General features: G+C 63.9%; 17 protein-coding genes and 1 tRNA gene. 11 read left to right on the forward strand and 7 right to left on the reverse strand.

The genetic code is table 11. The features are described 5' to 3' along the window. Nucleotide 1: 1 nt before the first annotated feature. Entirely contained in the window at nt 2-1273 is a 1272-nt protein-coding gene (locus LNV08_RS05080) for a PEP-CTERM sorting domain-containing protein (RefSeq protein WP_263532587.1), read from the reverse strand. Between the two features lie 132 nt (nt 1274-1405). Between LNV08_RS05080 and LNV08_RS05085 the strand changes: the two genes are divergently transcribed. Both LNV08_RS05085 and LNV08_RS05090 read left to right on the forward strand, forming a co-directional pair. Next, on the forward strand, nt 1406-2311 hold the full coding sequence (locus LNV08_RS05085; RefSeq protein WP_263532955.1) for a LysR family transcriptional regulator: 906 nt from the start codon (nt 1406-1408) through the stop codon (nt 2309-2311). 54 nt (nt 2312-2365) lie between these two features. Further along, nucleotides 2366-2440: transfer RNA gene (locus LNV08_RS05090), tRNA-Arg, on the forward strand. A 235-nt stretch (nt 2441-2675) separates the two neighbouring features. Here LNV08_RS05090 and LNV08_RS05095 read toward each other — a convergent pair. After that, the gene (locus LNV08_RS05095) at nt 2676-3674 is read right to left on the reverse strand and encodes a cation diffusion facilitator family transporter (RefSeq protein ID WP_263532588.1); all 999 of its coding nucleotides are present in this window, start codon (nt 3672-3674) and stop codon (nt 2676-2678) included. 578 nt (nt 3675-4252) lie between these two features. Between LNV08_RS05095 and LNV08_RS05100 the strand changes: the two genes are divergently transcribed. Continuing rightward, complete coding sequence (locus LNV08_RS05100; protein WP_263532589.1) at nt 4253-4519, forward strand: hypothetical protein; 267 nt, start codon at nt 4253-4255, stop codon at nt 4517-4519. A 70-nt stretch (nt 4520-4589) separates the two neighbouring features. Here the strand turns inward: LNV08_RS05100 and LNV08_RS05105 are convergent, their stop codons facing one another. Both LNV08_RS05105 and LNV08_RS05110 read right to left on the reverse strand, forming a co-directional pair. Continuing rightward, complete coding sequence (locus tag LNV08_RS05105) at nt 4590-4781, reverse strand: zf-HC2 domain-containing protein (protein WP_263532590.1); 192 nt, start codon at nt 4779-4781, stop codon at nt 4590-4592. Continuing rightward, nucleotides 4778-5350: a sigma-70 family RNA polymerase sigma factor gene (locus LNV08_RS05110; protein WP_263532591.1), complete on the reverse strand. Its 573-nt coding sequence runs from the start codon at nt 5348-5350 to the stop codon at nt 4778-4780. The genes LNV08_RS05105 and LNV08_RS05110 overlap by 4 nt, the downstream gene beginning before the upstream one ends. A 140-nt stretch (nt 5351-5490) precedes the next feature. Here LNV08_RS05110 and LNV08_RS05115 point away from each other — a divergent pair, with 140 nt between their 5' ends. Further along, complete coding sequence (locus LNV08_RS05115; RefSeq protein ID WP_263532592.1) at nt 5491-6051, forward strand: cytochrome b; 561 nt, start codon at nt 5491-5493, stop codon at nt 6049-6051. 6 nt (nt 6052-6057) lie between these two features. Here LNV08_RS05115 and LNV08_RS05120 read toward each other — a convergent pair whose 3' ends face one another. Then, nucleotides 6058-7767, reverse strand: a complete 1710-nt coding sequence (locus LNV08_RS05120; RefSeq protein WP_263532593.1) for a mechanosensitive ion channel family protein — start codon at nt 7765-7767, stop codon at nt 6058-6060. A gap of 99 nt (nt 7768-7866) precedes the next feature. Next, nucleotides 7867-8571, reverse strand: a complete 705-nt coding sequence (locus LNV08_RS05125) for a hypothetical protein (RefSeq protein WP_263532594.1) — start codon at nt 8569-8571, stop codon at nt 7867-7869. Nucleotides 8572-8784: 213 nt separating this feature from the next. Between LNV08_RS05125 and LNV08_RS05130 the strand changes: the two genes are divergently transcribed. Next, nucleotides 8785-9834: an AraC family transcriptional regulator gene (locus LNV08_RS05130; RefSeq protein ID WP_263532595.1), complete on the forward strand. Its 1050-nt coding sequence runs from the start codon at nt 8785-8787 to the stop codon at nt 9832-9834. A 42-nt stretch (nt 9835-9876) separates the two neighbouring features. Here LNV08_RS05130 and LNV08_RS05135 read toward each other — a convergent pair whose 3' ends face one another. After that, nucleotides 9877-10740: a transglutaminase-like domain-containing protein gene (locus LNV08_RS05135; protein ID WP_263532596.1), complete on the reverse strand. Its 864-nt coding sequence runs from the start codon at nt 10738-10740 to the stop codon at nt 9877-9879. A gap of 298 nt (nt 10741-11038) precedes the next feature. On the opposite strand from LNV08_RS05135, the gene LNV08_RS05140 reads away from it, so the two are divergent. From LNV08_RS05140 to LNV08_RS05160, 6 genes are all read left to right on the forward strand, one after another. Then, entirely contained in the window at nt 11039-12508 is a 1470-nt protein-coding gene (locus LNV08_RS05140; protein ID WP_263532597.1) for a circularly permuted type 2 ATP-grasp protein, read from the forward strand. 26 nt (nt 12509-12534) lie between these two features. Then, a complete protein-coding gene (locus tag LNV08_RS23115) occupies nt 12535-12666 on the forward strand; it encodes an alpha-E domain-containing protein (protein WP_414858681.1) in 132 nt (43 codons plus the stop codon). Nucleotides 12667-12679: 13 nt separating this feature from the next. Next, nucleotides 12680-13627 carry an alpha-E domain-containing protein gene (locus LNV08_RS05145; protein ID WP_263532598.1) on the forward strand — a complete coding sequence of 316 codons (948 nt, stop codon included), beginning with the start codon at nt 12680-12682 and terminating at the stop codon, nt 13625-13627. A gap of 14 nt (nt 13628-13641) precedes the next feature. Further along, nucleotides 13642-17070 carry a DUF2126 domain-containing protein gene (locus LNV08_RS05150; RefSeq protein ID WP_263532599.1) on the forward strand — a complete coding sequence of 1143 codons (3429 nt, stop codon included), beginning with the start codon at nt 13642-13644 and terminating at the stop codon, nt 17068-17070. 67 nt (nt 17071-17137) lie between these two features. Next, nucleotides 17138-19714: a circularly permuted type 2 ATP-grasp protein gene (locus LNV08_RS05155; protein WP_263532600.1), complete on the forward strand. Its 2577-nt coding sequence runs from the start codon at nt 17138-17140 to the stop codon at nt 19712-19714. Next, nucleotides 19711-20604: a transglutaminase family protein gene (locus tag LNV08_RS05160; RefSeq protein ID WP_263532601.1), complete on the forward strand. Its 894-nt coding sequence runs from the start codon at nt 19711-19713 to the stop codon at nt 20602-20604. Before LNV08_RS05155 ends, LNV08_RS05160 begins: the two co-directional genes overlap by 4 nt. The last annotated feature ends 49 nt before the right edge of the window (nt 20605-20653 follow it).

Consider the following 20653-nt stretch of genomic DNA (forward strand, 5'->3'; position numbering starts at 1 on the left):
CTCAAGCCTTGGCTTGACGTGTGCGCAAGCCAAGCAAAAGCAGGCCGGCCAAACTCAAGCCCCAAGTGGCCGGCTCGGGCACCGCCACGGCGAAGCCCAATTGCGCCGCCGCCACGCCTTGCAGCGCCCAGGCCGCATCGGCGCTGATGCCGAGGTCGGCGGCCGCCTGCTCCTGCCTACCCAGGCTTTGCGGGTCCAGGCCGGTGATGCTGCCGAACAGGGTCAAGGCACTCAGGTAGGAGCCGTATTTGCTGGCGTGGGTGCGGTCCAACCACCACAAATTCATACGGCCATCGCTCGGTTCGACATACAGGCCGTTGGCATCGTAGAAGCCCTGGCCCAAGGCCAGACCTTGATCGACAGCGCGCTGAAACGCGTCGCCCACTGGCACCACGCCGGCAAAGCCGCTGTTGCTGGCCGCCTTATCGAAGAAAGACTTGTGCAGATCAGCCGTCATGCCAGCCAGGCTGCCGTAATAGAGCGTCGCCGCGCCGCCGGCGCTGCTGGTGTCGACGATGGGCGCGCCGTTGGGCGTGGTCTTGTCGGGCGTGGTGATTTTGTGCGCCTCGACCATATCGGGCCGGGCCCAGCTTTGCTCCAGATAGATCTGCGTATTGGCGTTGGCGTTGTTGTTCTTCGGAATCACACGGCTGAGATTGCAGCTGGCGCTGCTCAGGCCGGTGGCCATACAGGCTGCGAGGCTGCCGAAGAGCTGTGCCTCGGTATAGGTCTGAGCCGCGCCGTTGTGGATGAAGCGCTCAAACTGATCGGCATAGGCGTTGAAAGTGGCGAGGTTGGCATTTTTGCCCTTGCCGGACGGCAGCGCCGCATCGCTTTGCTCCTGCAAGACCACCTTGCTCCAGTTTTGAGAGGCCACATTGCCGCGCAAGTCCCAGGTGGCGTTGGCGGTGTTGAGAAACTGGCCGCGCAGCGAAGCGGCGTTGCGGGTGGACAGTGAAACTTCGTAATCAAGCCCGGCCTGGTCGGTCATCTTCTTGAACACCCCTGGCACCCCGCCCCAAGGATGCTGTTCGAAGGAACCAAAGCCGGCTGTACCCACCGGGTAGCTGTTGGTGCCGCTGGGGTTGATCGCATTGAAAGCGGCGGTCAGGTCATGAACCTTGGCCGCGTTGTAACTCATCACGGGGTCAACCCGGCCGAAGGTGTAGCTGTTGCCGACGAACAAAATCGTCGTTGGCGCGGCCAAGGCGGCCGCACCCGCGCTCAAGCAGATCAAACCGAGGGCGGATTGGCGCAAAAAGGACAGTGTCATGTCTTGTCTCCATTTCTTATGGTCTGCGCTCAAGCCGGCGCTGGCCGACTATGGACAGGAAGGCACACAAGGTCAAATATACTGAAATCGTCTTTTCAAGACTTTTTAAATATGACAACGACCGCACTTCCGCTGGACTTGCGCCTGCTGCGCTACTTTCAAGCCGTTGCCGAAGAAGGCCATATGACGCGGGCCGCCGCGCGCCTGGGCCTGCAGCAGCCGCCCTTGAGCCAGCAGATCAAGGCGCTGGAGTTGCAACTGGGCTTGCAGTTATTCGAGCGCCACCCCAAGGGCGTCAGGCTGACCGAAGCCGGCCGCTTGCTGCAGGCCGAGGTGGCCAAAATCCTGCAAGACATGGCCGATATGCAACAGCGCATGGCCCGACTGGCGCAGGGCGAGCAGGGGCGTGTGGCCTTGGGCTTCACCAGTTCGGCCGCAGCGCATCGCTTCACGCCGGCCGCGCTGCGCGAATGCCGGCGCCGCTACCCCGCCATCTCGCTGGAGTTGAGCGAGGCCAATGCCGCCGACATCACCGCCGCCGTGCTGGCCCACAGGCTCGACTGCGGCCTGATCCGCGTGCCGGTGAGCGAGCCGGAGGAACTGCTGTTCGAGACCTTGTTCCGCGAACCAGTGCTGTTGGCGCTGCCGGTCGACCACCCACTTTTACAAGGTCGGCCACCCCAGCCACGCCTGAGCTTGACCGACCTAGACGGCGAAGCCCTGATCCTTGCACGCCGCCCCGGTGCGCCCGGTCTGTATGCCAATTTGCTCGAGCAATGCCGGGCACTGGGCGTCACGCCGCGCATCGCGGCAGAGGTCGACCGCATGATGAGCAATCTCAACCTGGTCGCCGCCGGTGCCGGCATCAGCGTGGTGCCCGCATCCATGCAGGGCACTCATCCGGAAGCGATCGTTTACTGCCCGCTGAAGGAAGCCGATCTGCTCGACGCGCCCATGACCTTGGTGCGGCGGCGCACCCAGCCGGCCGGCGCCGTGGCAACTTTTTTGGCCTTGCTGGCCGAGTCGGTCGCAGGCTGAGTCGGCCAGCCAGACCGGCCCTCGCCGACGCGGGTTAGAATGCCGCTCCAGTCAGCGACCGTGGTGAAGTGGATATCATTGGGCCCTCCGAAGGCTTAGGCGCAAGTTCGATTCTTGCCGGTCGCACCAGATTAGTGAATCACGATGGTTCACAAAGCATCAAGCCCCCAAGTAAATCAACGACTTAGGGGCTTTTTCTTTGTCACCTTGCGTCACGTTTGGGCCAGGCAGAGCGTTGCTTGTGAGGGCAAATGCCGGGGTAGAAGACGGGCTCCGTAGATTGAGCAGCATCTAGGCGTTCGAAAGGTCGATTGCGCGGCTTGAGTCCCCCGGGAGCTACGTGCATGCCATCAGCCGGCAGCCCCTACGTCCAGCGCGGATCCTCGAAGAAGGAGACGGTCAGCCAAGCCTCATCCAATGAAATGCCGATGGCAGCGCGGATCTCCTCGCGCAGCTGGTCCTGCTGCGCAATGCGCTGCACCGTGAAGCGCGGGCCGACCACGAAGTCGATCTCCACGAACACCGTGCGACCGGTACGCACCACATGGTGTGTGGCGCTGACGATGTCGTGCCGTGCCCGCAGGTCGGCCAGCACCACATCAATCCGCTGCACCAGTTCGTCTTCCGGTACAGCCATGCGCAGCACCTCGCGCAGGCTCTCGCGCAGGATGTCGATCGGCACCAGCAGAAACAGCAACGACAGCACCGTCACCATCGCCGGGTCAGCATAGCGGGCCCACAGGCTGTGCTGCGGCTCGGGCAGCAGCGGCAGGACCGCGAAGCCGGCAAAGGTGACCAGGCTGAACGCCGCATCCATCAGCCATTCCTTGGCGTCATTCAGCATCAGCTGCGAACCAATGCGCCGCGCCAGCACCCACTCCCACGCACCGGCGGCCAAGCAGAACAGCGCAGTGGCCACCGCGAACAGGATCACGCCCTCGGCATCGGTCTCGTGACCGCCGTGGCGCATGCCCTCGATGCCGTTGAGTGCCGCGTAGAGGCACATCAGCAACATGAACACGCCGTTCACTGTGTGAACCAGCGGTTCCACATGCGCGTAGCCGAAGGGAAAGCGCCGGTCCTCGGGGCGCACGACCAGACGGGCTGCCAGCAGGCTCAGCCCGCCGCTAACCGCGCTCAACATCGAGAACACCCCGTTCAGGATGACGATGTCCGAATCGATAATCAGGCCCCAGATCACGCTTCCGCCAGCCAATACCAGCACGCCCACCACGGACAGCAGCAGGGCGCGCTGCTCGAGGCGGTTGCCGTCGCTGCCGCGTGGCGCGGCCTGGCGTGTGCGGCCGGACCCGCTCTTGCCGGCTTGGGCGGGGGCGGTCGCAGAGGAAGTCATGGTCATCATCGGTGCGGGTCGGACGTTTAGGTTGATGGCACTCGGCCTGGTCCTTTCCCCGGCTGTGCCGCAGAGCGCGCAGTCCGTCTCGAAGCACTGTGGGGCTGCTCAGGGCTGGCTCACTCCCGCACCTTGCCATGGCACTGTTGGCGAACGACGCCGGGGCGAACTTGGCGCAGGCATCTTACCGAAATGCAGTTGCCGGGAGCCAGGACTTGCAGGGCAAGCAGATACAGGTCCCAAATGCTGCCGGTGGGTTCGCCAGTTCGGCACTACCCCGAGGGACAGGTCGTTTCTCGACCCTGCAAGCGTTGCGTTGTTCTGCTCGTCATGGGCGCGTCGCATGTCACAGACCGCTGCGAGCCTGCCAGACAATGTCGCCTAGGACGAGGTCAGAGATGTCGGCTTTGCGGCTGAGAAATTGACCTTGTGCCTGGCAGCCACGGTGAAGTTTTGCTGTGGAGCGGTCGAATCTCTTATGCCTAACGGCGCTGCTTGAGTCTCGGGCACCAAGCCCCGGACTCAATCGGGCAAAAAACTCATCATGACCTCTTGAGTGGCCTTGTCGGCCCCATGTCGAGACCGAGATGAGCGAGACAGAGAAGCTCTCGTTGCTGATGCTGGGCCAGGGCCTGGGCGAGGTGCGCGAAACCATCCTTCGTCTGGGCACGCAGCTGTGCTGCGTCGGCTACGAGCGCGGACTCAACTCCACCACAGGCAATTGGCAGCTGATCTACCGCATAGCCCGCGCTTCGCGCTGCGCGCGCAATAAGGCAGATTTCCTATCCGTGGCGCCCTGTTCCTTGTGGCGAGCGACGATTCCACCGGAGCGCCGGCACCGCGCAGCACGGTGAAAAACCCCCAAGTCGACCCATGACTTGAGGGCTATTTTCATTCATGTGTGGCATGCGCCACCGCCGGCACTCACTCCCCGGAATAGCCACGCCAGCGCGCCGAGGCCTTACTCATCAGTTCGACTTGCTTGCCGAAGTTGGTGCAGGCCTTGCAGATCAGGAAATGCGCTCGGACGGCGAGCTTCTCGCTGGAGCGCAGCGGGCGCTCTTCGCCCTCCAGCACCAGGCGGGTGACTTCTCTGCAGTTGGGCAGGCCCATCATGAGGCAGCCCCTGCCTGCAATTCCTGCGCGTCAAACCAGTTCAGCTGCAGGCATTCGCGCAGGCGCAGGCGCGCCCGGTGCAACATGACCCACAGATTGCTCGGGCTGATGCTCAGCTGCTGGCAAATTTCCTCGGTATCCAATTCCAACCATTCACGCATCATGAAGAGCCGACCTTGCTGGCCGGGCAGATGCTCAACGCAGGCTTCCATCACTTTCATGAAGTCCACCTGGCGCAGGCAGTGATCGGGGTCGCCCCAGTCCTTGGGCCGCTCACGCCAGTGACCATCGGCGCTGAAGAGCTCATCGTCCAAGTCCTCGCCGTCTTCTGGGGTGCTGGACATTTCGCGGCAGTTGCGGCGGATCTGGTCGACCAGTTTGTGCTTGAGGATGCCGATCAGCCAGGTCTTGAGCTGGGATTGGCCGCCAAAGCTTTGCGGCTTCTCGATCGCCGCCAGCAGCGTCTCGGAAACCGCGTCTTCGGCCCAGGCCGCATTGCGCAGCTGCAGCTGCGCAAACTTCAGCAGCTGCGGGCGGAGCAGGTTCAATTGGGCGGCGATGTCGTTCATGACCTAAGGCGAGTCCCGGCAAGTTTGTGCGCAGTGTAAACACAGCGTGCTCTGAGGCCGAAAGTGAAGCCATGTGACCTTCAGCCCCTTCAACAAAGAGTGCCAGAATCGCCCCAAACCCAAACTAACCCTATATGTCCATGGACCAGCCCAACAAACTCAGCCCCATCTCCGTCGCCCTGCATTGGCTGGTCGGCCTCGGCATGATCGCGCTGACCGCGATTGGCCTTTACATGAGCCGCGCCGAAGTTTGGGCCCTGTATCCGATTCACAAATCGGTCGGCGTGCTCTTGTTCGTGCTGATTCTGGCCCGCGTGGTCTGGCGGCTCAAGAATGGCTGGCCGGCGCATGTGGCCGGCGGCTCAAAGCTGGAACAAGCCCTGGCCAAGCTGGTGCACTGGCTGCTGATACTGGCCACCCTGGCCATGCCGATCAGCGGCATGATGAATTCAGGCGCCGGCGGCCATGGCATTGACGTCTTCGGCCTGCAGATTGTGCCCAGCCAACACAGCGCCGATAAACCCGATCAAGCGCTGCCCTATAACGCCAGCGTCGCCGAGCTCGGCGACGAGATGCATGAGTGGATCGCCTATTTGCTGATCCTGGCGCTGGTCCTGCATGTGGCGGGGGCGCTCAAGCATCATCTGGTCTACAAGGACGGGGTGCTGCGGCGCATGCTGGGCAGCCGGATCGAGCCCTGACAGCGCTTAGCCCTGTTTCGCCGGCGCGGCAAACCAGGCCGCCTTGGGCACAAACTTCGCCTCGGCCGGGTCGGCCAAATAATGTGGCGACATGATTTGCACGCCGTATTCATTGAACACATCCTGGATATTGGCGTGCAAGGCGCTCAAGACCTCGGCGCGCGGGCGCGGCTGGCTGGGCACGGCCTGGCAGACCAAGCGGTACTCCGGGTAGAAATCCGACAAGGCCGTCTGATACACCCGGGCCGACGGGTTGCTCAGCACACCCGGCGTGCGGTGCGCCGCCTCGATCAGCATCGCCTCGACCTGGCGCCACGGCGTGTCATAACCAATCGTCACGACGGTGTCGACGATATAGCCGGGGCCCTTGACGGCGCGCGAATAGTTCTTCGTCACCGAGCCCATCACCAGCGAATTCGGCATCGACAGCTCCTCGCCCAGGCCGGTACGAATGCGGGTATTGAACATGCCCAACTCGGTGATGGTGCCTTCATGACCGTCAATTCGCACATACTCGCCGACGCGGATGGTGCGCGTGAACATCAAAATCATGCCGCTCGCCCCCTGCCCCACCAGGCTGGAGGCGCCCAGCGAGATCATCAGCCCCAAGAGCACCGAAACCCCCTTGAAGGCCTCGCTGCTGGAGCCGGGCAAATAGGGGTAGGCCATCACCAGCGCGAACAACCAGATGCCAGTGCTGATGATGCGCCGCGAGGGCCGCACCGTGTCGCGGTCCAGCCAGCCGAGCGAGGCCTCACCGCGCTCGATGCGATTGAATACCGGCGTGAACAACTTGATGACGGTGCGCGCCAGCATAAAGATCAGCAGCGCCACAAACAAATCCGGCAGCGCCCCCAAGATGCCCGTGCCCAGCCGCACCACCACCTGCCATAAATAGCCGCTGAGTTGCTCGCCCCAGGGCCTTGTGTAAGGGAACTGGCTGAGGACCAGGCTCAGCCACTCATAGCTCAGCAAGGCCAGCAAGGCCCAGCCCGCGCCGCGCACGGCGAAGCTGACCGCCGTCAAGACCTTGTCGCCCTGCAGCAGCTGGGTGCCGGCCACCTCCAGTTCGGCAGCGCGCCGACTCATCTGCGCCGACAACCAAGCACCCAAAGCCCGCTGGCCGCGCCGCACCAGGGCGAGCAGGCCAGCAAACACCAGCGTCGCGGCCAACGCAATCAAGAGTCCGCGCAGCAGCCGCGATTCGTCGCGGCTCTCGCGCGTTTCTGCGATCACCTGTTCGAGCTGAAACTTGGCCGCTGCGGCGGTCTCGTCCAGGGTCTTGTCGCCCTTGGCGTCCACATCCTCGGGCGTCAAGACTAAGGCCATCTCGCCGTCAATCATCACGATGCGACCCTGCGCCTCTTGCTTGACGGTCACCTCGCCGGCCCCGGTGCGTGCCAGCACCTCGTTCATATACAGATGGGTGCGCCTTGCACGCTCGGCCGGGCTAACGCCGAGAAACGGCGCCCTGTAAACCGCAATGGTGCGGTTGAAAATTTGCACAGCGGCCTCCGGCGCCGTATTCACCGGCGCCGCCACCAAGGGGCTTGCCGATGCTGCCGCCGCGACTGCCTGTACTTGCGCGGCCACAGGCAAGGCAGCCAAGCCCATGGAGAACAGCAGGGCAAGGCTCAGCCAGGCCACGATGCGATGCAGCCGCGCAGCATTGGCCAACACGGCGAGGACCTTCAAATCGACATTGATGACGCGCATGTACAAGCACCCGAAGCAAGAAGTCAACGGGTGGTGCACGCGATGATGCCCCAACCCGGCGCCCGGGCCGGCCCCGCGCGCCGCGCGAGCATATCGCCCTCAGTGCAGCGTCGGCAAGCAGTCGGTATGGCGTCGCCTCGGTGTGACCGAAAGTTCGGCGATGTCCTGTGCTTGGGGCTGCGTCGCAATACCCGGCATCGCAATACTGGGCGCCGCAGAGACTGCGGCAGGCGTGCTGAGCGGATTGGTATGCGCCTGGCTGGACGGGCTGGGCTCAGACACCGGTCCGTCCCGCAACTGCATATAGGCTGCCAACAAGCGGTCGCTATAAAGCAGCCAAGCGCTTTGCAGACTCAACAAATCTTCGTCCATCTGCCGGCGGGCTGCCTCGGTCAGGGGCATTTTGTCGGCCTGAATTCGGCTGAGCAGTTCCTGCGCCTGCAGCATCGCCAGCTCGATCGGCCGGTTCACCGCACGGCGCATCAGGCGCAGGGTCTGCTCACGCTTGCGCTCGGTGCCGAGCAAGCTGAGCACCACTTTTTCGTAGCGTGTGCTCTCGGCCACGGCTTGCGCTTGCCAGCGCGCGTTCGCCAACTCGGCCAGCATCGCCGCCGTCCAGGGGTCGCCCGACAGTTTCAACAGCGCCGCAATCTCATCCCTGGCAAACACGCATTCCGCGCCCACGCGCGCAAACTCGGGGCGCTGATTGAGCAGCGCCAGAACCGTGTCGATACGGGCATCGGCGGGCATATGAAAGCCCTGCACTGCGGGGTTTTTAGGTGTCTTGGGGCCGGGGTCGAACATGGCATCTCCTGAATGGCTGTGGTGGCCACTTCAGTGCGGTGACCATAGGAAGGATGCTAAGAAGAGATCAGGGTTTCCCCCATGTCTGGCGCGGCCATCGGTTTGACAATTCGGGACAATCGTTCACCGACCATCTGGCTCCGGCAAGCCGGCTAAGATAGCCGTTACTGTTTTGACCGCGGCTTGCACCGTCAGTGAAGGAGTTGCCCCAGCGTGAACAAACCCAGTCGACAGCGCGACGGCGTCGCAAGCGGTCTATTGCTGCCCTTGCATCAGACCTTGCTGCTGCGCGGGCTGGACGCCAACGCCTTGCTGCAGCGCGCCAACATCAGCCCGCAGCAGTTGCTGGACCAGCGCAGCCGCATCAGTCAACGCGACACCATCCAGTTCTGGCGTTTAGCCGATGCCGCCTGCGCCCATGACCCGGGCCTGGCGGTTGAGATCGCCGGGCAGTTCAATTTGCGCGCGCTGGGGCTGCTGGGCGTGGCCTGGCTGGCCAGCACCAGCTTGCGCGAGGCGACCCGGCGGCTGGTGCGTTATTACGATCTGGTCAGCTCGATTGCCGTGTTACGCGTGTGCATCGAAGGCGAAGGCGAGCAGGCCTTGACCTGGCTGCAATACCACGCCAGCCCCGGCGTGCTGGCGCTGACGCATGACACCTGGGCCGGTGTTGTCGGCGCCATGTGCCGTCATGCCTACGCCGGCGCCAGCGGCCAGTCCTTCACGCCCGCAGCCGTGCGTGTGGCCCATGGACGCAACGCCGGCACCGACTTGCTGGCCACCAGCCTGGGCTGCAGGGTCGAACCGGATGCGGATTGCACGGCGGTGGCCTTCACGGCCGCCCAACTCGATGCGCCGCTGCCCGGCGGCCACCCCGGCATGGCCTTGAACGCCGAGAAGATCTTGGCGGCCACGCTGTCCGAACTCGATAGCGGTGCGATTCACCACCGGGTACGCGCTCATCTGCTGAATATGCTGCCCTCGGGCCATGTGTCACGCGCGGCGGTAGCGGCGCGCATGCATATGACCGAGCGCACCTTGCAGCGCCGGCTGGAGGAGGAGCAATTCGGCTTTGCCGAGCTGCTGCAACAGACCCGGCTGGAGCTGGCACAGAACCTCTTGCGCGACCCCGAGCATGATGTGCAAGACGTCGCTTTCATCCTCGGTTTTGCCGAAATTTCCAGCTTCACGCGCGCGTTCCGGCGCTGGACCGGGGCTGCGCCGAGCACTTGGCGCGAGCAGGTCGGGGCGGGCATGCACTGAGAACCCCGTCAATCGCCAAGGCTCTGCGCCTGCGCCGGGCACTCAAGCCGCCGTCGACAAGCCCTGCGTCACATGCTCGGGCAGCACCACCTGGCCCTGGGCGTTTGCGATGGCCTCGATATGGATGACCGGTGAAGCGCCGCGCACGCCGCCGAAGATGGTGGCGAAGGCAGTATCGGCCGCGTCATGGCCGGTGCCGATGCGGATCAAGGCCATCGGGATGGCCACGCCCGAGGGGTCAAACAAATACCAACGCTGCCCCAGATAGACCTCCACATAGGCGTGAAAGTCCTGCGCGCGCAGGCTCAAGTCCAAGCCGTAGTCGATGCCGGTGACAAAGCGCGCCGGCATATTCAAGGCCCGGCACAGAGCAATCATCAGATGGGCGAAATCGCGGCAGACACCGGCGCGGTCCACCAGGGTGTCCACCGCCGTGGTGGTGCCGGTGGATGAGTTGGCCTGAAAGCTCGTGCGCGCCTGCACCCAGTCACGGATCGCCAGCACCCGGCCGTAGCCCTTGGGCAGCTGACCAAACTCCTGCGCCGCCAGCCGGTATAAGCGGTCCGACTCGCAATAGCGGCTAGGGTAGACATAGGGCAAGACGGCGCCGGGCAAATCGGCAACGGCCAACTCGGTGAGCTGATCGGTCGGCGTTTGCACATGATCCAGATCGACGCTGGCGCTGTAGTTCATTGTCAGCTGGCCGGCCTGCGCCTGCAGGCGCAAAAAACGCGTCTGGCTCAGCGCGTCAACGTAGAGGACGGAGTTGACACCTTGGCTATTGCTGAGCGACTCGCTGAGCACGGTCTGCTGCGGTGTCTGCGCGGCATGCAGGTTGAAAATGAAATCGCAGCCCGGTGCGTCAATCTCGTAGCTCAACTCAACGGTGTATTGGAATCTGAGCATAGGGAGGCTCCGTTTTGGGCGGGGCCAGCGCGGGCTCAAAAGGCAACCGTCAGCCGATATGGCGCTGCGGGGAGCCATTATGGGGCTAGGGCGCGCCCTTGTCAGGACGCACTTTCCCGCGCTGCGCAAATTGCCCCCGGACGAAGCCACAGCGGACACCAGCTTGGTGCGGCGCGTGCGACCATGCTGGTGCACAAACGCCCGATATTGAGCTAGCGCCAAAACCGCACGCACCAATCAGCACCGCCCAGCACATGGCCCGGATATTGCTCACACGTTAAAGACAAGGAGAGCATGAATGAAATCCAGCTTCGACGAAATGCACTTCAATGGCGCACCCGGTGCTTTTGAGTTCCCCGGCCCAAGCGCCCGCACGCATTACCAAACCTTCGAACGCTGGCTGGCCGGTCAAGCCGAAGAGACCATGCGCTTGCGCCGCGAAGAAGCGGAAGTGATCTTCCGCCGCGTCGGCATCACTTTCGCCGTCTATGGCGACAAGGACAGCGGCGAAGGCACCGAACGCTTGATTCCCTTCGACGTGATCCCGCGCGTCATTCCCGCTGATGAATGGCGCGAGATGGAAGCCGGCCTGCGCCAACGCGTGACCGCCTTGAACCGCTTCATTCACGATGTGTATCACGGTCAGGACATCATCCGCGCCGGCATCGTGCCCGAAGGGCCCATCCTCAACAACGCGCAGTTCCGGCCCGAGATGATGGGCGTGGATGTGCCGCTGAATATCTATTCCCAGATTGCCGGCATCGACATCGTGCGCGCCGCCAACCCCGACGGCAGCGGCAGCTACTACGTGCTGGAAGACAATCTGCGCGTACCCAGCGGCGTCAGCTATATGCTGGAAAACCGCAAGATGATGATGCGGCTTTTCCCCGATTTGTTCTCCCAGCACCGTATCGCGCCAGTCGCCCATTACCCCGATCTGCTGTTGGAAACGCTGCGCAGCGTCGGCCCGCACAGCATGAACGTCAAGAGCGAGCCGACCGTGGTGGTGCTGACGCCGGGCATGTACAACTCGGCCTATTTCGAGCATGCCTTCTTAGCCCAACAAATGGGTGTCGAGCTGGTCGAGGGCAAGGACTTGTTCGTCAAGGAGAACATCGTCTATATGCGCACCACGCGCGGCCCGAAACGGGTGGACGTGATCTACCGCCGCCTGGACGACGACTTTCTCGACCCCAAGGTGTTCCGCAAGGATTCGACATTAGGCTGCGCAGGCCTGGTCGAGGCCTACAAGGCCGGCAATGTGAATCTGGCCAATGGCATCGGCACGGGCATCGCGGACGACAAGTCCATCTACCCCTATGTGCCCAAGATGATCGAGTTCTATCTGGGCGAAAAACCTATCCTGAACAATGTGCCCACGCATGTCTGCCGCGAGGCCGATGACCTGAAGTATGTGCTGGACAACCTGGCCGACCTGGTGGTGAAGGAGGTGCATGGTGCGGGCGGCTACGGCATGTTGGTCGGCCCGGCCGCCACCAAGCAGGAGATCGAAGACTTCCGCGCTTGCCTGCTGGCCAATCCGAGCAATTACATCGCCCAGCCGACCTTGAGCCTGTCGACCTGTCCGACCTTTGTCGAAGCCGGCATCGCACCGCGCCATATCGATCTGCGGCCTTTTGTGCTGTCCGGCGAGAAGGTGCAAATCGTGCCCGGCGGCTTGACGCGCGTGGCACTGAAGGAAGGCTCGCTGGTCGTCAACAGCAGCCAGGGTGGCGGCACCAAGGACACCTGGGTGTTGGAAGACTAATAGACAGGCTTTGACGGAAAAGACCCATGCTCTCAAGAACCGCAGATCACCTGTTTTGGCTCTCCAGATACATGGAGCGGGCTGTTCTGACGCGCAGCGTCAGCGGCGCAGCCACAACACAGCCGAGCGCGCCAGCGCGTGCGGTGTTTTCGGCCTGAAGGAAGAATAACAATGCTGTCAAGAACCGCCGACCACCTGTTCTGGCTCTCTCGTTACATGGAGCGGGCCGAAAACACCGCCCGCATGCTGGACGTCAACTATCAGACCTCGCTGCTGCCGCAGTCGGCCGAAGCGGCGCTGCAGGGCTGGCGCAGCTTGCTCTCTATCTCCGAGTTGACCGGGCCTTATCAAGCCCGCTGGGGCGAGATCGACAGTGAGCGGGTCAAGCATTTCATGGTCAGCGACGAGCGCAACCCCTCGTCCATCCTGAGCTGCTTGCGCGAAGCGCGCGAGAACGCCCGCGCGGTGCGCGGCACACTGACCACCGAGGTTTGGGAAACCACCAACCAGACCTGGCTGGAGTTCAAACGGATGATTGCCGACGGCTTGCTCAAGCAAGACCCGGCCGCTCTGTGCGAATGGGTCAAGTTCCGCTCGCATCTGTCGCGCGGCGTGACGGTGGGCACGATGCTGCAGGACGAAGCTTTTAACTTCCTGCGCATAGGCTCCTTCCTGGAGCGGGCCGACAACACCGCCCGGCTGCTGGACGTCAAGTTCCACGCACTGGAAGCCAAGCCTGAGCCTTCGGGACCTGGTGCGCGCGACTTCTACCATTGGTCAGCGGTGCTGCGATCGGTCTCGGCCTTTGAGGTCTACCGCAAGGTCTATAGCAATGTGATCACGCCGGACAAAGTGGCCGAGCTGCTGATTCTGCGACCCGATATGCCGCGCTCATTGGCGCATTGCATGGCGCGCCTGCTCAGCAACTTGAAGCGGGTGGCCAACAACCAGTCCGGCGAGACGCTGCGCCTGGCAGGCCGCATCCATGCCGACCTGGAATTCGCCAGCATCGATGAAATCCTGCAACCCGGTCTGCATGTTTTCCTGAGCCAGTTTCTGGACCGCGTTGGCAAGCTCGGCCTTGGCATCAGCCGCGACTTTTTGAATCCGTCGGTCTAACAAATTAGGCACACATGGCTATCCGCGTCGCACTGCACCACCGCACCAGCTACCGCTATGACCGCGCCGTAGCACTATCCCCGCATGAGGTGAGGCTGCGGCCGGCGCCGCATGCGCGCACGCCCATCCTGTCCTACTCGCTGACGGTCGAACCGGCCGAGCATTTCATCAACTGGCAGCAAGACCCCTACGGCAATTACATCGGCCGCTTTGTGTTCCCCGAGAAGGCCGAAGAGCTCAGCTTCACCGTCGATCTCGTGGCCGATATGACGGTGATCAACCCGTTTGACTTCTTCGTCGAAAAATACGCCGAGCGCTTTCCCTTTGCCTACCCGGCCCAGCTGGCGGCGGAGTTGGGGCCCTATCTGCAGGTCGACCCGCCCGGCCCGATGCTCAAAGATTGGATAGAGGCGGTACGCACGGAGATGCTCAGCACGTCGCTGCCGACGAATGACTTTCTGGTCTATCTGAATCAGCGCGTGCAGGTCCGCATCGGCTATTTGCTGCGCATGGAACCGGGCATTCAAACGCCCGAGGAGACGCTGCAAAAAGCCTCGGGCTCCTGCCGCGACAGCGCCTGGCTGCTGGTGCAGATCCTGCGCTCGCTGGGCCTGGCCGCGCGTTTTGTGTCCGGCTATCTGATCCAGCTCAAGCCCGATCAAGCCTCGCTCGACGGCCCCAGCGGCTCGGCGGTTGATTTCACCGATCTGCATGCCTGGACCGAGGTCTACATCCCCGGCGCCGGTTGGATAGGCCTGGACCCAACCTCGGGCATGCTGGCCAGCGAAGGCCATATCCCGCTCGCCTGCACCGCCCTGCCCTCGTCGGCTGCTCCGGTCAGCGGCTTCACCGACAAGGCCGAGGTCACTTTCGTGCATGAGATGACGGTGACCCGCATCCATGAAGATCCGCGCGTCACCAAGCCCTATTCCGACGCCGACTGGCAGGCCATAGACCGCCTGGGCCAGCAGGTCGACGCCGACCTCAAGCGCAATGATGTGCGCCTCACGCAAGGCGGCGAGCCGACCTTTGTGTCCATCGACGATATGGACGGCGCGCAATGGAATACCGAAGCGCATGGCGAGCACAAGCGCGAGCTGGCCGGCCAGCTGATGCTGCGGCTCAAGAAGCATTTCGCCCCCGGCGGCATGCTGCACTACGGCCAGGGCAAGTGGTACCCGGGCGAGCCGCTGCCGCGCTGGGCGCTGAATATCTATTGGCGGGTCGACGGCCAGCCGATGTGGCGCGACGCCTCGCTGTTCTCGGCAGAAGGCAGCAACGACGGCTATGGCAAGGCCGAAGCCGAACGCTTTATGGCCGCGCTTCTGGAGGGTCTGCATCTGCCCTCCGCCAGCGCCATTCCCGCCTATGAAGACGTGCGCCAGCAGGCGCAGATCGAAGAGGGCCTGCCGAGCAATTTGAACCCGCTGTTCGCTGATCTGAGCGACTCCGAGCAGCGTCGCCGTCTGGCCCGTTTGCTGGACAAGGGCCTGGGCGAAGTTGTGGGCTATGTGCTGCCACTGGCGCCGACACCGTTTGAGCCCGGCGTGAGCCTGAGCAGCAGCTGGCGCAGCTCGGCCTGGCCGCTCAAGCGCGAGCATCTCTACCTGATCGACGGCGACTCCCCATTGGGTCTGCGCCTGCCGCTGAACTCGCTGCCCTGGGTCTTGCCAGACGAGCAAGAGGTCGAATTCGATCTCGACCCCTTTGCCGAGCGCAGCGCGCTGCTGGAAGCCAAGGCGACGCTGGACGTCAAATTGACCCATGCTGACCGCGAAACTCAGCGGGGCCCACGCGCCGCGCTGGCGGCGGCCAAACGGCTGGCGCGTGCCACCCTGGGTCGCTCGACCAGTACCGAATCCGAGCCAACGCCGCCTCCTTTGGCCGGCCAGCACAATGCGGCGCCGGCACCACGCGACGTCATTCACACTGCCCTGTGCGTGCAAGTCCGTGATGGGCGCTTGCATGTCTTCATGCCGCCGATCAAACGCATCGAAGACTATCTGGCCCTGGTGCAGATCGTTGAAGCGAGTGCCGCCAAGCTGCAGCTGAAACTCTGGATCGAAGGCTATGGCCCGCCGCGCGATCCCCGCATCAAGCTGCTCAGCGTGACGCCGGACCCCGGCGTGATCGAGGTCAATGTGCATCCGTCGGCAAGCTGGAACGAGCTGGTCTACACCATGAGCACGCTCTATGAAGAGGCGCGGCTGAGCCGCCTGGGCACCGAGAAGTTCATGGTCGACGGCCGCCACACGGGAACGGGCGGCGGCAACCACGCGACGCTTGGCGGCGCCACCGCCGAAGACAGCCCGATGCTGCGCCGCCCCGATCTTCTCAAGAGCCTGATCACCTATTGGCAGAACCATCCGGCCCTGTCCTATCTGTTCTCGGGCACCTTCATCGGCCCGACCAGCCAGGCGCCGCGCGTGGACGAGGCGCGCGATGACAATCTGTATGAGCTGGCGATCGCCTTCCAGCAGATGGACCGGGTCTTGCCCGGCATGATGCCGGGCGACAAACCCTGGATGGTTGACCGCCTCTTGCGTAATTTGTTGGTCGATCTGACCGGCAACACGCATCGCTCGGAGTTTTCGATCGACAAGCTCTACTCACCCGACGGCCCGACCGGGCGTCTGGGCCTGGTCGAGTTCCGCGCCTTCGAGATGCCGCCGCATGAGCGCATGAGCCTGTTGCAGATGTTGTTGCTGCGGGCGCTGGTGGCGCGCTTCTGGCAGCAGCCTTACCAGGCCAAGCTGGTGCACTGGGGCACGGCCCTGCATGACCGCTGGATGTTGCCGCATTTTGTCGCGCAGGACATTCGCGATGTGGCGCGCGACCTGCGTGCGGCCGGCTATGCCTTCGAGGACCATTGGTTCGACCCTTTCATCGAGTTCCGCTTCCCGCGCTTCGGCACCGTCGTCTACGAGGGCGTGGAGCTGGAACTCAGGCAGGCGATCGAACCCTGGAATGTGCTGGGCGAAGAGATGGCCGCCGGCGGCACGGCGCGTTATGTCGACTCCTCGGTCGAGCGCATGCAGCTTCTGGTGCGCGGCCTGACCGACGGGCGCCATGTGATTGCCTGCAACGGCCGCATGTTGCCGCTGCACCCGACCGGTGTGCCGGGTGAATATGTGGCGGCTGTGCGCTTTCGCGCCTGGAGCCCTTGGTCAGCACTGCACCCGACGATTGGCGTGCAAGCACCCTTGACCTTTGATCTGGTTGACACCTGGAGCGGCCGCGCGATCGGCGGCTGCACTTATCACGTCGTCCATCCGGGCGGTCGCAGTGAGGAGCATTCGCCCGTCAATGCCAACGCGGCCGAAGCGAGGCGCTTCGCGCGGTTTTGGCCACATGGCCACACGCCGGGGCCGATGACGGTGTTCAAGGAGCCGCTCAACCCGAGCTTTCCGATGACGCTGGATCTGCGCTGGCAGCCGCTGTGAACGTGGCGGCCACGCGCGCAGAGATAATCACGGCCCTGTAGTCCCCCGCGAACCTGCTCGCCACACCGTGCCCTCTCGACTCCTTGCCGGCTACCCGGCCGCCACCGACCGCTTTGACGAAATGCTGGGCGCCGATGGTCAGCCGCGCCCGCATTGGCGCGCGCTGCTGACGGCGCTGGCGCGCGAAGCGCCGGGCGTGATGCGCGAGCGCGACGAGGCGGTACAGCGCCAGGTGCGCGAAAACGGCGTCACCTACAACGTCTACGCCGACACCCGCGGCGCCGGTCGGCCCTGGGACTTGAACGTGCTGCCGCTGATCTTGCCGCACAACGAGTGGGCCGAGATCGAGGCTGCCGTGACACAGCGCGCCACACTGCTGAATCAAATTCTGCTGGATGTCTACGGCCCGCAACTGCTGCTGCAGCAGGGCCAGTTGCCGCCGGCCTTGATCCACGGTCATGCCGGCTTCTTGCGCCCCTGTCATGGCATGCGGCATCGCGACGGCATTGCCCTGCACTTCTACGCAGTGGACCTGGCGCGCGCGCCGAGCGGCCGCTGGTGGGTGGTGGCGGACCGCACACAAGCGCCGTCCGGCAGCGGTTATGCGCTGGAGAACCGGGCTGTGATTGGCCGCACCTTCCCCGATCTGATGCGCGACCTGAATGTGCGCCCCTTGACCGGCTTCTTCGACAAAATGCGCGACAGCCTCAGCTACTGGGGCCACCAATGCGCCAACAGCGGCAGCACGCCGCTGCGCGCCGGCGAGCCGCCGCTGATCGTTTTGCTGACACCCGGCCCCTACAACGAAACCTATTACGAGCAAGCCTATATGGCGCGCCACCTGGGCCTGCCGCTGGTGGAGGGGTCGGATCTGACCGTGCGCAATGGCATGGTCTGGCACAAGACCTTGTCCGGCATGAAGCGTGTGCATGTGATCATGCGCCGGGTCGACGACGACTATTGCGACCCGCTGGAGCTGCGCGCCGACTCCAGCCTCGGCATCCCTGGCCTGATCGAAGCAGCGCGGCTGGGCAATGTCTTGATCGCCAACAGCCTGGGCTCCAATCTGCTGGAGTCGGGCGCTTTGCTGGGCTTTTTGCCGGCGCTGTCGCAGCGCGTGCTGGGCGCGCCCTTGAAGATGCCTTCGGTGGCAACTTGGTGGTGCGGCGAGCCGGCAGCGCTGGCCCAGGTGATTGCCAAGCTGGACCGCCTGGTGATCAAGCCCGCCTTTCCGCAAAGCCGCCAGTTCACCGTCTTCGGCCAAGACCTGAAGGGCGCCGAGAGGGCGGCCTTCATCGCCAAGCTGCGCGCCCACCCGGCCAACTATGTGGCGCAGGAGCTGGTGCATTTGTCGCAAGCGCCGGTCTGGCGCGCCGATATGTCCAAACAGCAAGGACATGGCTCACGTGCAGGTGCGCATGGTGCATTGACCGCCAGCGCAATGGGCTTGCGCGTTTATGCCTGCGCCACGCCAACCGGCTATGTGGTGATGCCCGGTGGCCTGACCCGTGTGGCCACCGGCCCCGATGTGCGCGTGATCACGCTGCAGCGCGGCGGCGGCAGCAAAGACACCTGGGTGCAGGCGCGCGAGCTGCCGCTGGTCGATGCGCACCGGCCGCTATCGCGCACCACCACCGTGGCCGATCTGGTGCGCGACGACACCCATGTGTCGAGCCGCGCGGCCGAGAACCTGTTTTGGTTCGGCCGCAATGCCGAGCGTTGCGACAACATCGCGCGCCTGCTGCGCGTCAGCCTGAACTTCCTGTTCAATCTGCGCCCCGCCAGCCAAGGCGCCGAATGGCCGACCGTCAAGGCGCTGTGCGCGCAGCATCATTTACTCGACGGCAAGCAGCCGCCCAAAGACAGCGCCGAGCGTGCGCAGCTCAACGCATCACTGAGCGACGCGCAGGTCGAACAAGCCTTGCTGCTGGCCGTGGTGTCGCCCGAGGTGCCGGGCTTGGCACGCCAGCAACAGCAGCTTTACCGCAGCGCCAGCCAGTTACGTGAGCGGCTCTCGATCGACAACTGGCGCGCCCTCAACCGCATGCTGCAGCAGCAAGCGCCGGCCGAGGGCAAGCACTTATCGCAAGCAGATGCGATGACCCTGCTCGACGATGCGGCCGCCGCCTCGATGACGATGGCCGGCTTTGCCCTGGACGGCATGAACCGTGACCTGGGCTGGCGCTTTTTGTCGCTGGGCCGGCGCTTGGAGCGCTTGCAGTATCAGTGCCAGGTCTTGCAGAGCGCGCTCAGCATGGACGCCGACGGCGAGCTGGACTGGTTGCTGGAGTTGGCCGACAGCATCGTCACCTACCGCTCTCGCTACCGGGCTCAGCCCGAGTGGCTGCCTGTGCTGGACCTCTTGTTGCTGGACGCCAGCAACCCGCGCTCCATCTTGTTCCAGCTCGACGGCATCACCAAGGGAATGGACAAAATGGCGCTGGCGGCGGGCGGCTGCGGTGAGGCCGAAATGCAGGCAGTGCGCACCGAGCTATTGGCGCTGGCGCCAGCCACCGACCTTTACCGCGGCAATGCGCGCCTGACGCAATTGCTGCTGCGCATACGGCGCGCCAGCGAGGCCATGTCCGAGCTGATCAGCGTGCAGTTCTTCAGCTACACCGGCGAGAAGGCGGCCCAGCGATGAAGGTCGCCAGCATCAAATACCGGGTCGAACACGAGACCGAGTACCGCTATCAAAGCCAGGTCACCTTGTCGCAGCAATACCTGCATCTGACGCCGCGCAGCTTTGCACTGCAAAGCACCGAGTCACACCGGATTGTGGTGCGCCCAACCGAGCATGAAACCAGCGAGGGCCGCGACTACTTTGGCAACCCGACGCGGCGATTGACCCTGATGGCGCCTCACATGACGCTCAACGTGCATGCCGAATCGGTCGTGAGCTTGAGCAAGCGGCCGAGCATGGCGGAGCTGCAGGGCTCCAAGCCATGGGAATCGGTACGTGAGCTGGTGCAACGCGCGCAGTCCCCCGACACCCTGGAAGCAACGCGTTATCTCTACGCCTCACCGCATGTCGAGCTGAGCGCTGCGCTGGAGCTGTATGCACGCCCCAGCTTTCGCCCGGGCAGGCCGATACTGGAGGCCGCGCTGGACCTGACGCAACGCATCTTTGCCGACTTCAAGTTCGACCCTGCCGCCACCGAAATCTCCACCCCGCTGGAGCAGGTCTTGAGCGGCCGCCGCGGTGTCTGCCAAGACTTTGCCCAGCTGATGATTGGCTGCCTGCGCAGCCTGGGGCTGCCGGCGCGCTATTTGAGCGGCTACATCCTCACCCACCCCAAGCCCGGCCAGCCGCGCTTGGTTGGCGCCGACGCCTCACATGCCTGGGTCTCGGTGTTCTGCCCCGTGCATGGCTGGATCGACTTCGACCCGACCAACCGCTGCCTGGTGCAGGGCGAGCACATCACCTTGGGCTGGGGCCGCGATTTCAGCGACGTGACGCCGATGCGCGGCATCGTGCTGGGCGGTGGCGCGCAGCATTTGCAGGTGAAGGTGACGGTGACGCCGCTCGGGTGAGACGGGCCGGCTTTGCGCCAAGTTTTGCTTGGATGAATTGCAGGGCTTG

Source organism: Paucibacter sp. TC2R-5, assembly GCF_025717605.1.
GTDB classification, from domain to species: Bacteria; Pseudomonadota; Gammaproteobacteria; order Burkholderiales; family Burkholderiaceae_C; genus Paucibacter_A; species Paucibacter_A albus.

What these genes read in the sequence shown, in the direction of transcription:
- LNV08_RS05080 (WP_263532587.1), bottom strand. Translation starts at nt 1,273, where the DNA reads ATGACACTGTCCTTTTTGCGCCAATCCGCCCTCGGTTTGATCTGCTTG.
- LNV08_RS05095 (WP_263532588.1), bottom strand. Translation starts at nt 3,674, where the DNA reads ATGATGACCATGACTTCCTCTGCGACCGCCCCCGCCCAAGCCGGCAAG.
- LNV08_RS05100 (WP_263532589.1), top strand. Translation starts at nt 4,253, where the DNA reads ATGAGCGAGACAGAGAAGCTCTCGTTGCTGATGCTGGGCCAGGGCCTG.
- LNV08_RS05105 (WP_263532590.1), bottom strand. Translation starts at nt 4,781, where the DNA reads ATGATGGGCCTGCCCAACTGCAGAGAAGTCACCCGCCTGGTGCTGGAG.
- LNV08_RS05110 (WP_263532591.1), bottom strand. Translation starts at nt 5,350, where the DNA reads ATGAACGACATCGCCGCCCAATTGAACCTGCTCCGCCCGCAGCTGCTG.
- LNV08_RS05115 (WP_263532592.1), top strand. Translation starts at nt 5,491, where the DNA reads ATGGACCAGCCCAACAAACTCAGCCCCATCTCCGTCGCCCTGCATTGG.
- LNV08_RS05120 (WP_263532593.1), bottom strand. Translation starts at nt 7,767, where the DNA reads ATGCGCGTCATCAATGTCGATTTGAAGGTCCTCGCCGTGTTGGCCAAT.
- LNV08_RS05125 (WP_263532594.1), bottom strand. Translation starts at nt 8,571, where the DNA reads ATGTTCGACCCCGGCCCCAAGACACCTAAAAACCCCGCAGTGCAGGGC.
- LNV08_RS05135 (WP_263532596.1), bottom strand. Translation starts at nt 10,740, where the DNA reads ATGCTCAGATTCCAATACACCGTTGAGTTGAGCTACGAGATTGACGCA.
- LNV08_RS05140 (WP_263532597.1), top strand. Translation starts at nt 11,039, where the DNA reads ATGAAATCCAGCTTCGACGAAATGCACTTCAATGGCGCACCCGGTGCT.
- LNV08_RS23115 (WP_414858681.1), top strand. Translation starts at nt 12,535, where the DNA reads ATGCTCTCAAGAACCGCAGATCACCTGTTTTGGCTCTCCAGATACATG.
- LNV08_RS05145 (WP_263532598.1), top strand. Translation starts at nt 12,680, where the DNA reads ATGCTGTCAAGAACCGCCGACCACCTGTTCTGGCTCTCTCGTTACATG.
- LNV08_RS05150 (WP_263532599.1), top strand. Translation starts at nt 13,642, where the DNA reads ATGGCTATCCGCGTCGCACTGCACCACCGCACCAGCTACCGCTATGAC.
- LNV08_RS05160 (WP_263532601.1), top strand. Translation starts at nt 19,711, where the DNA reads ATGAAGGTCGCCAGCATCAAATACCGGGTCGAACACGAGACCGAGTAC.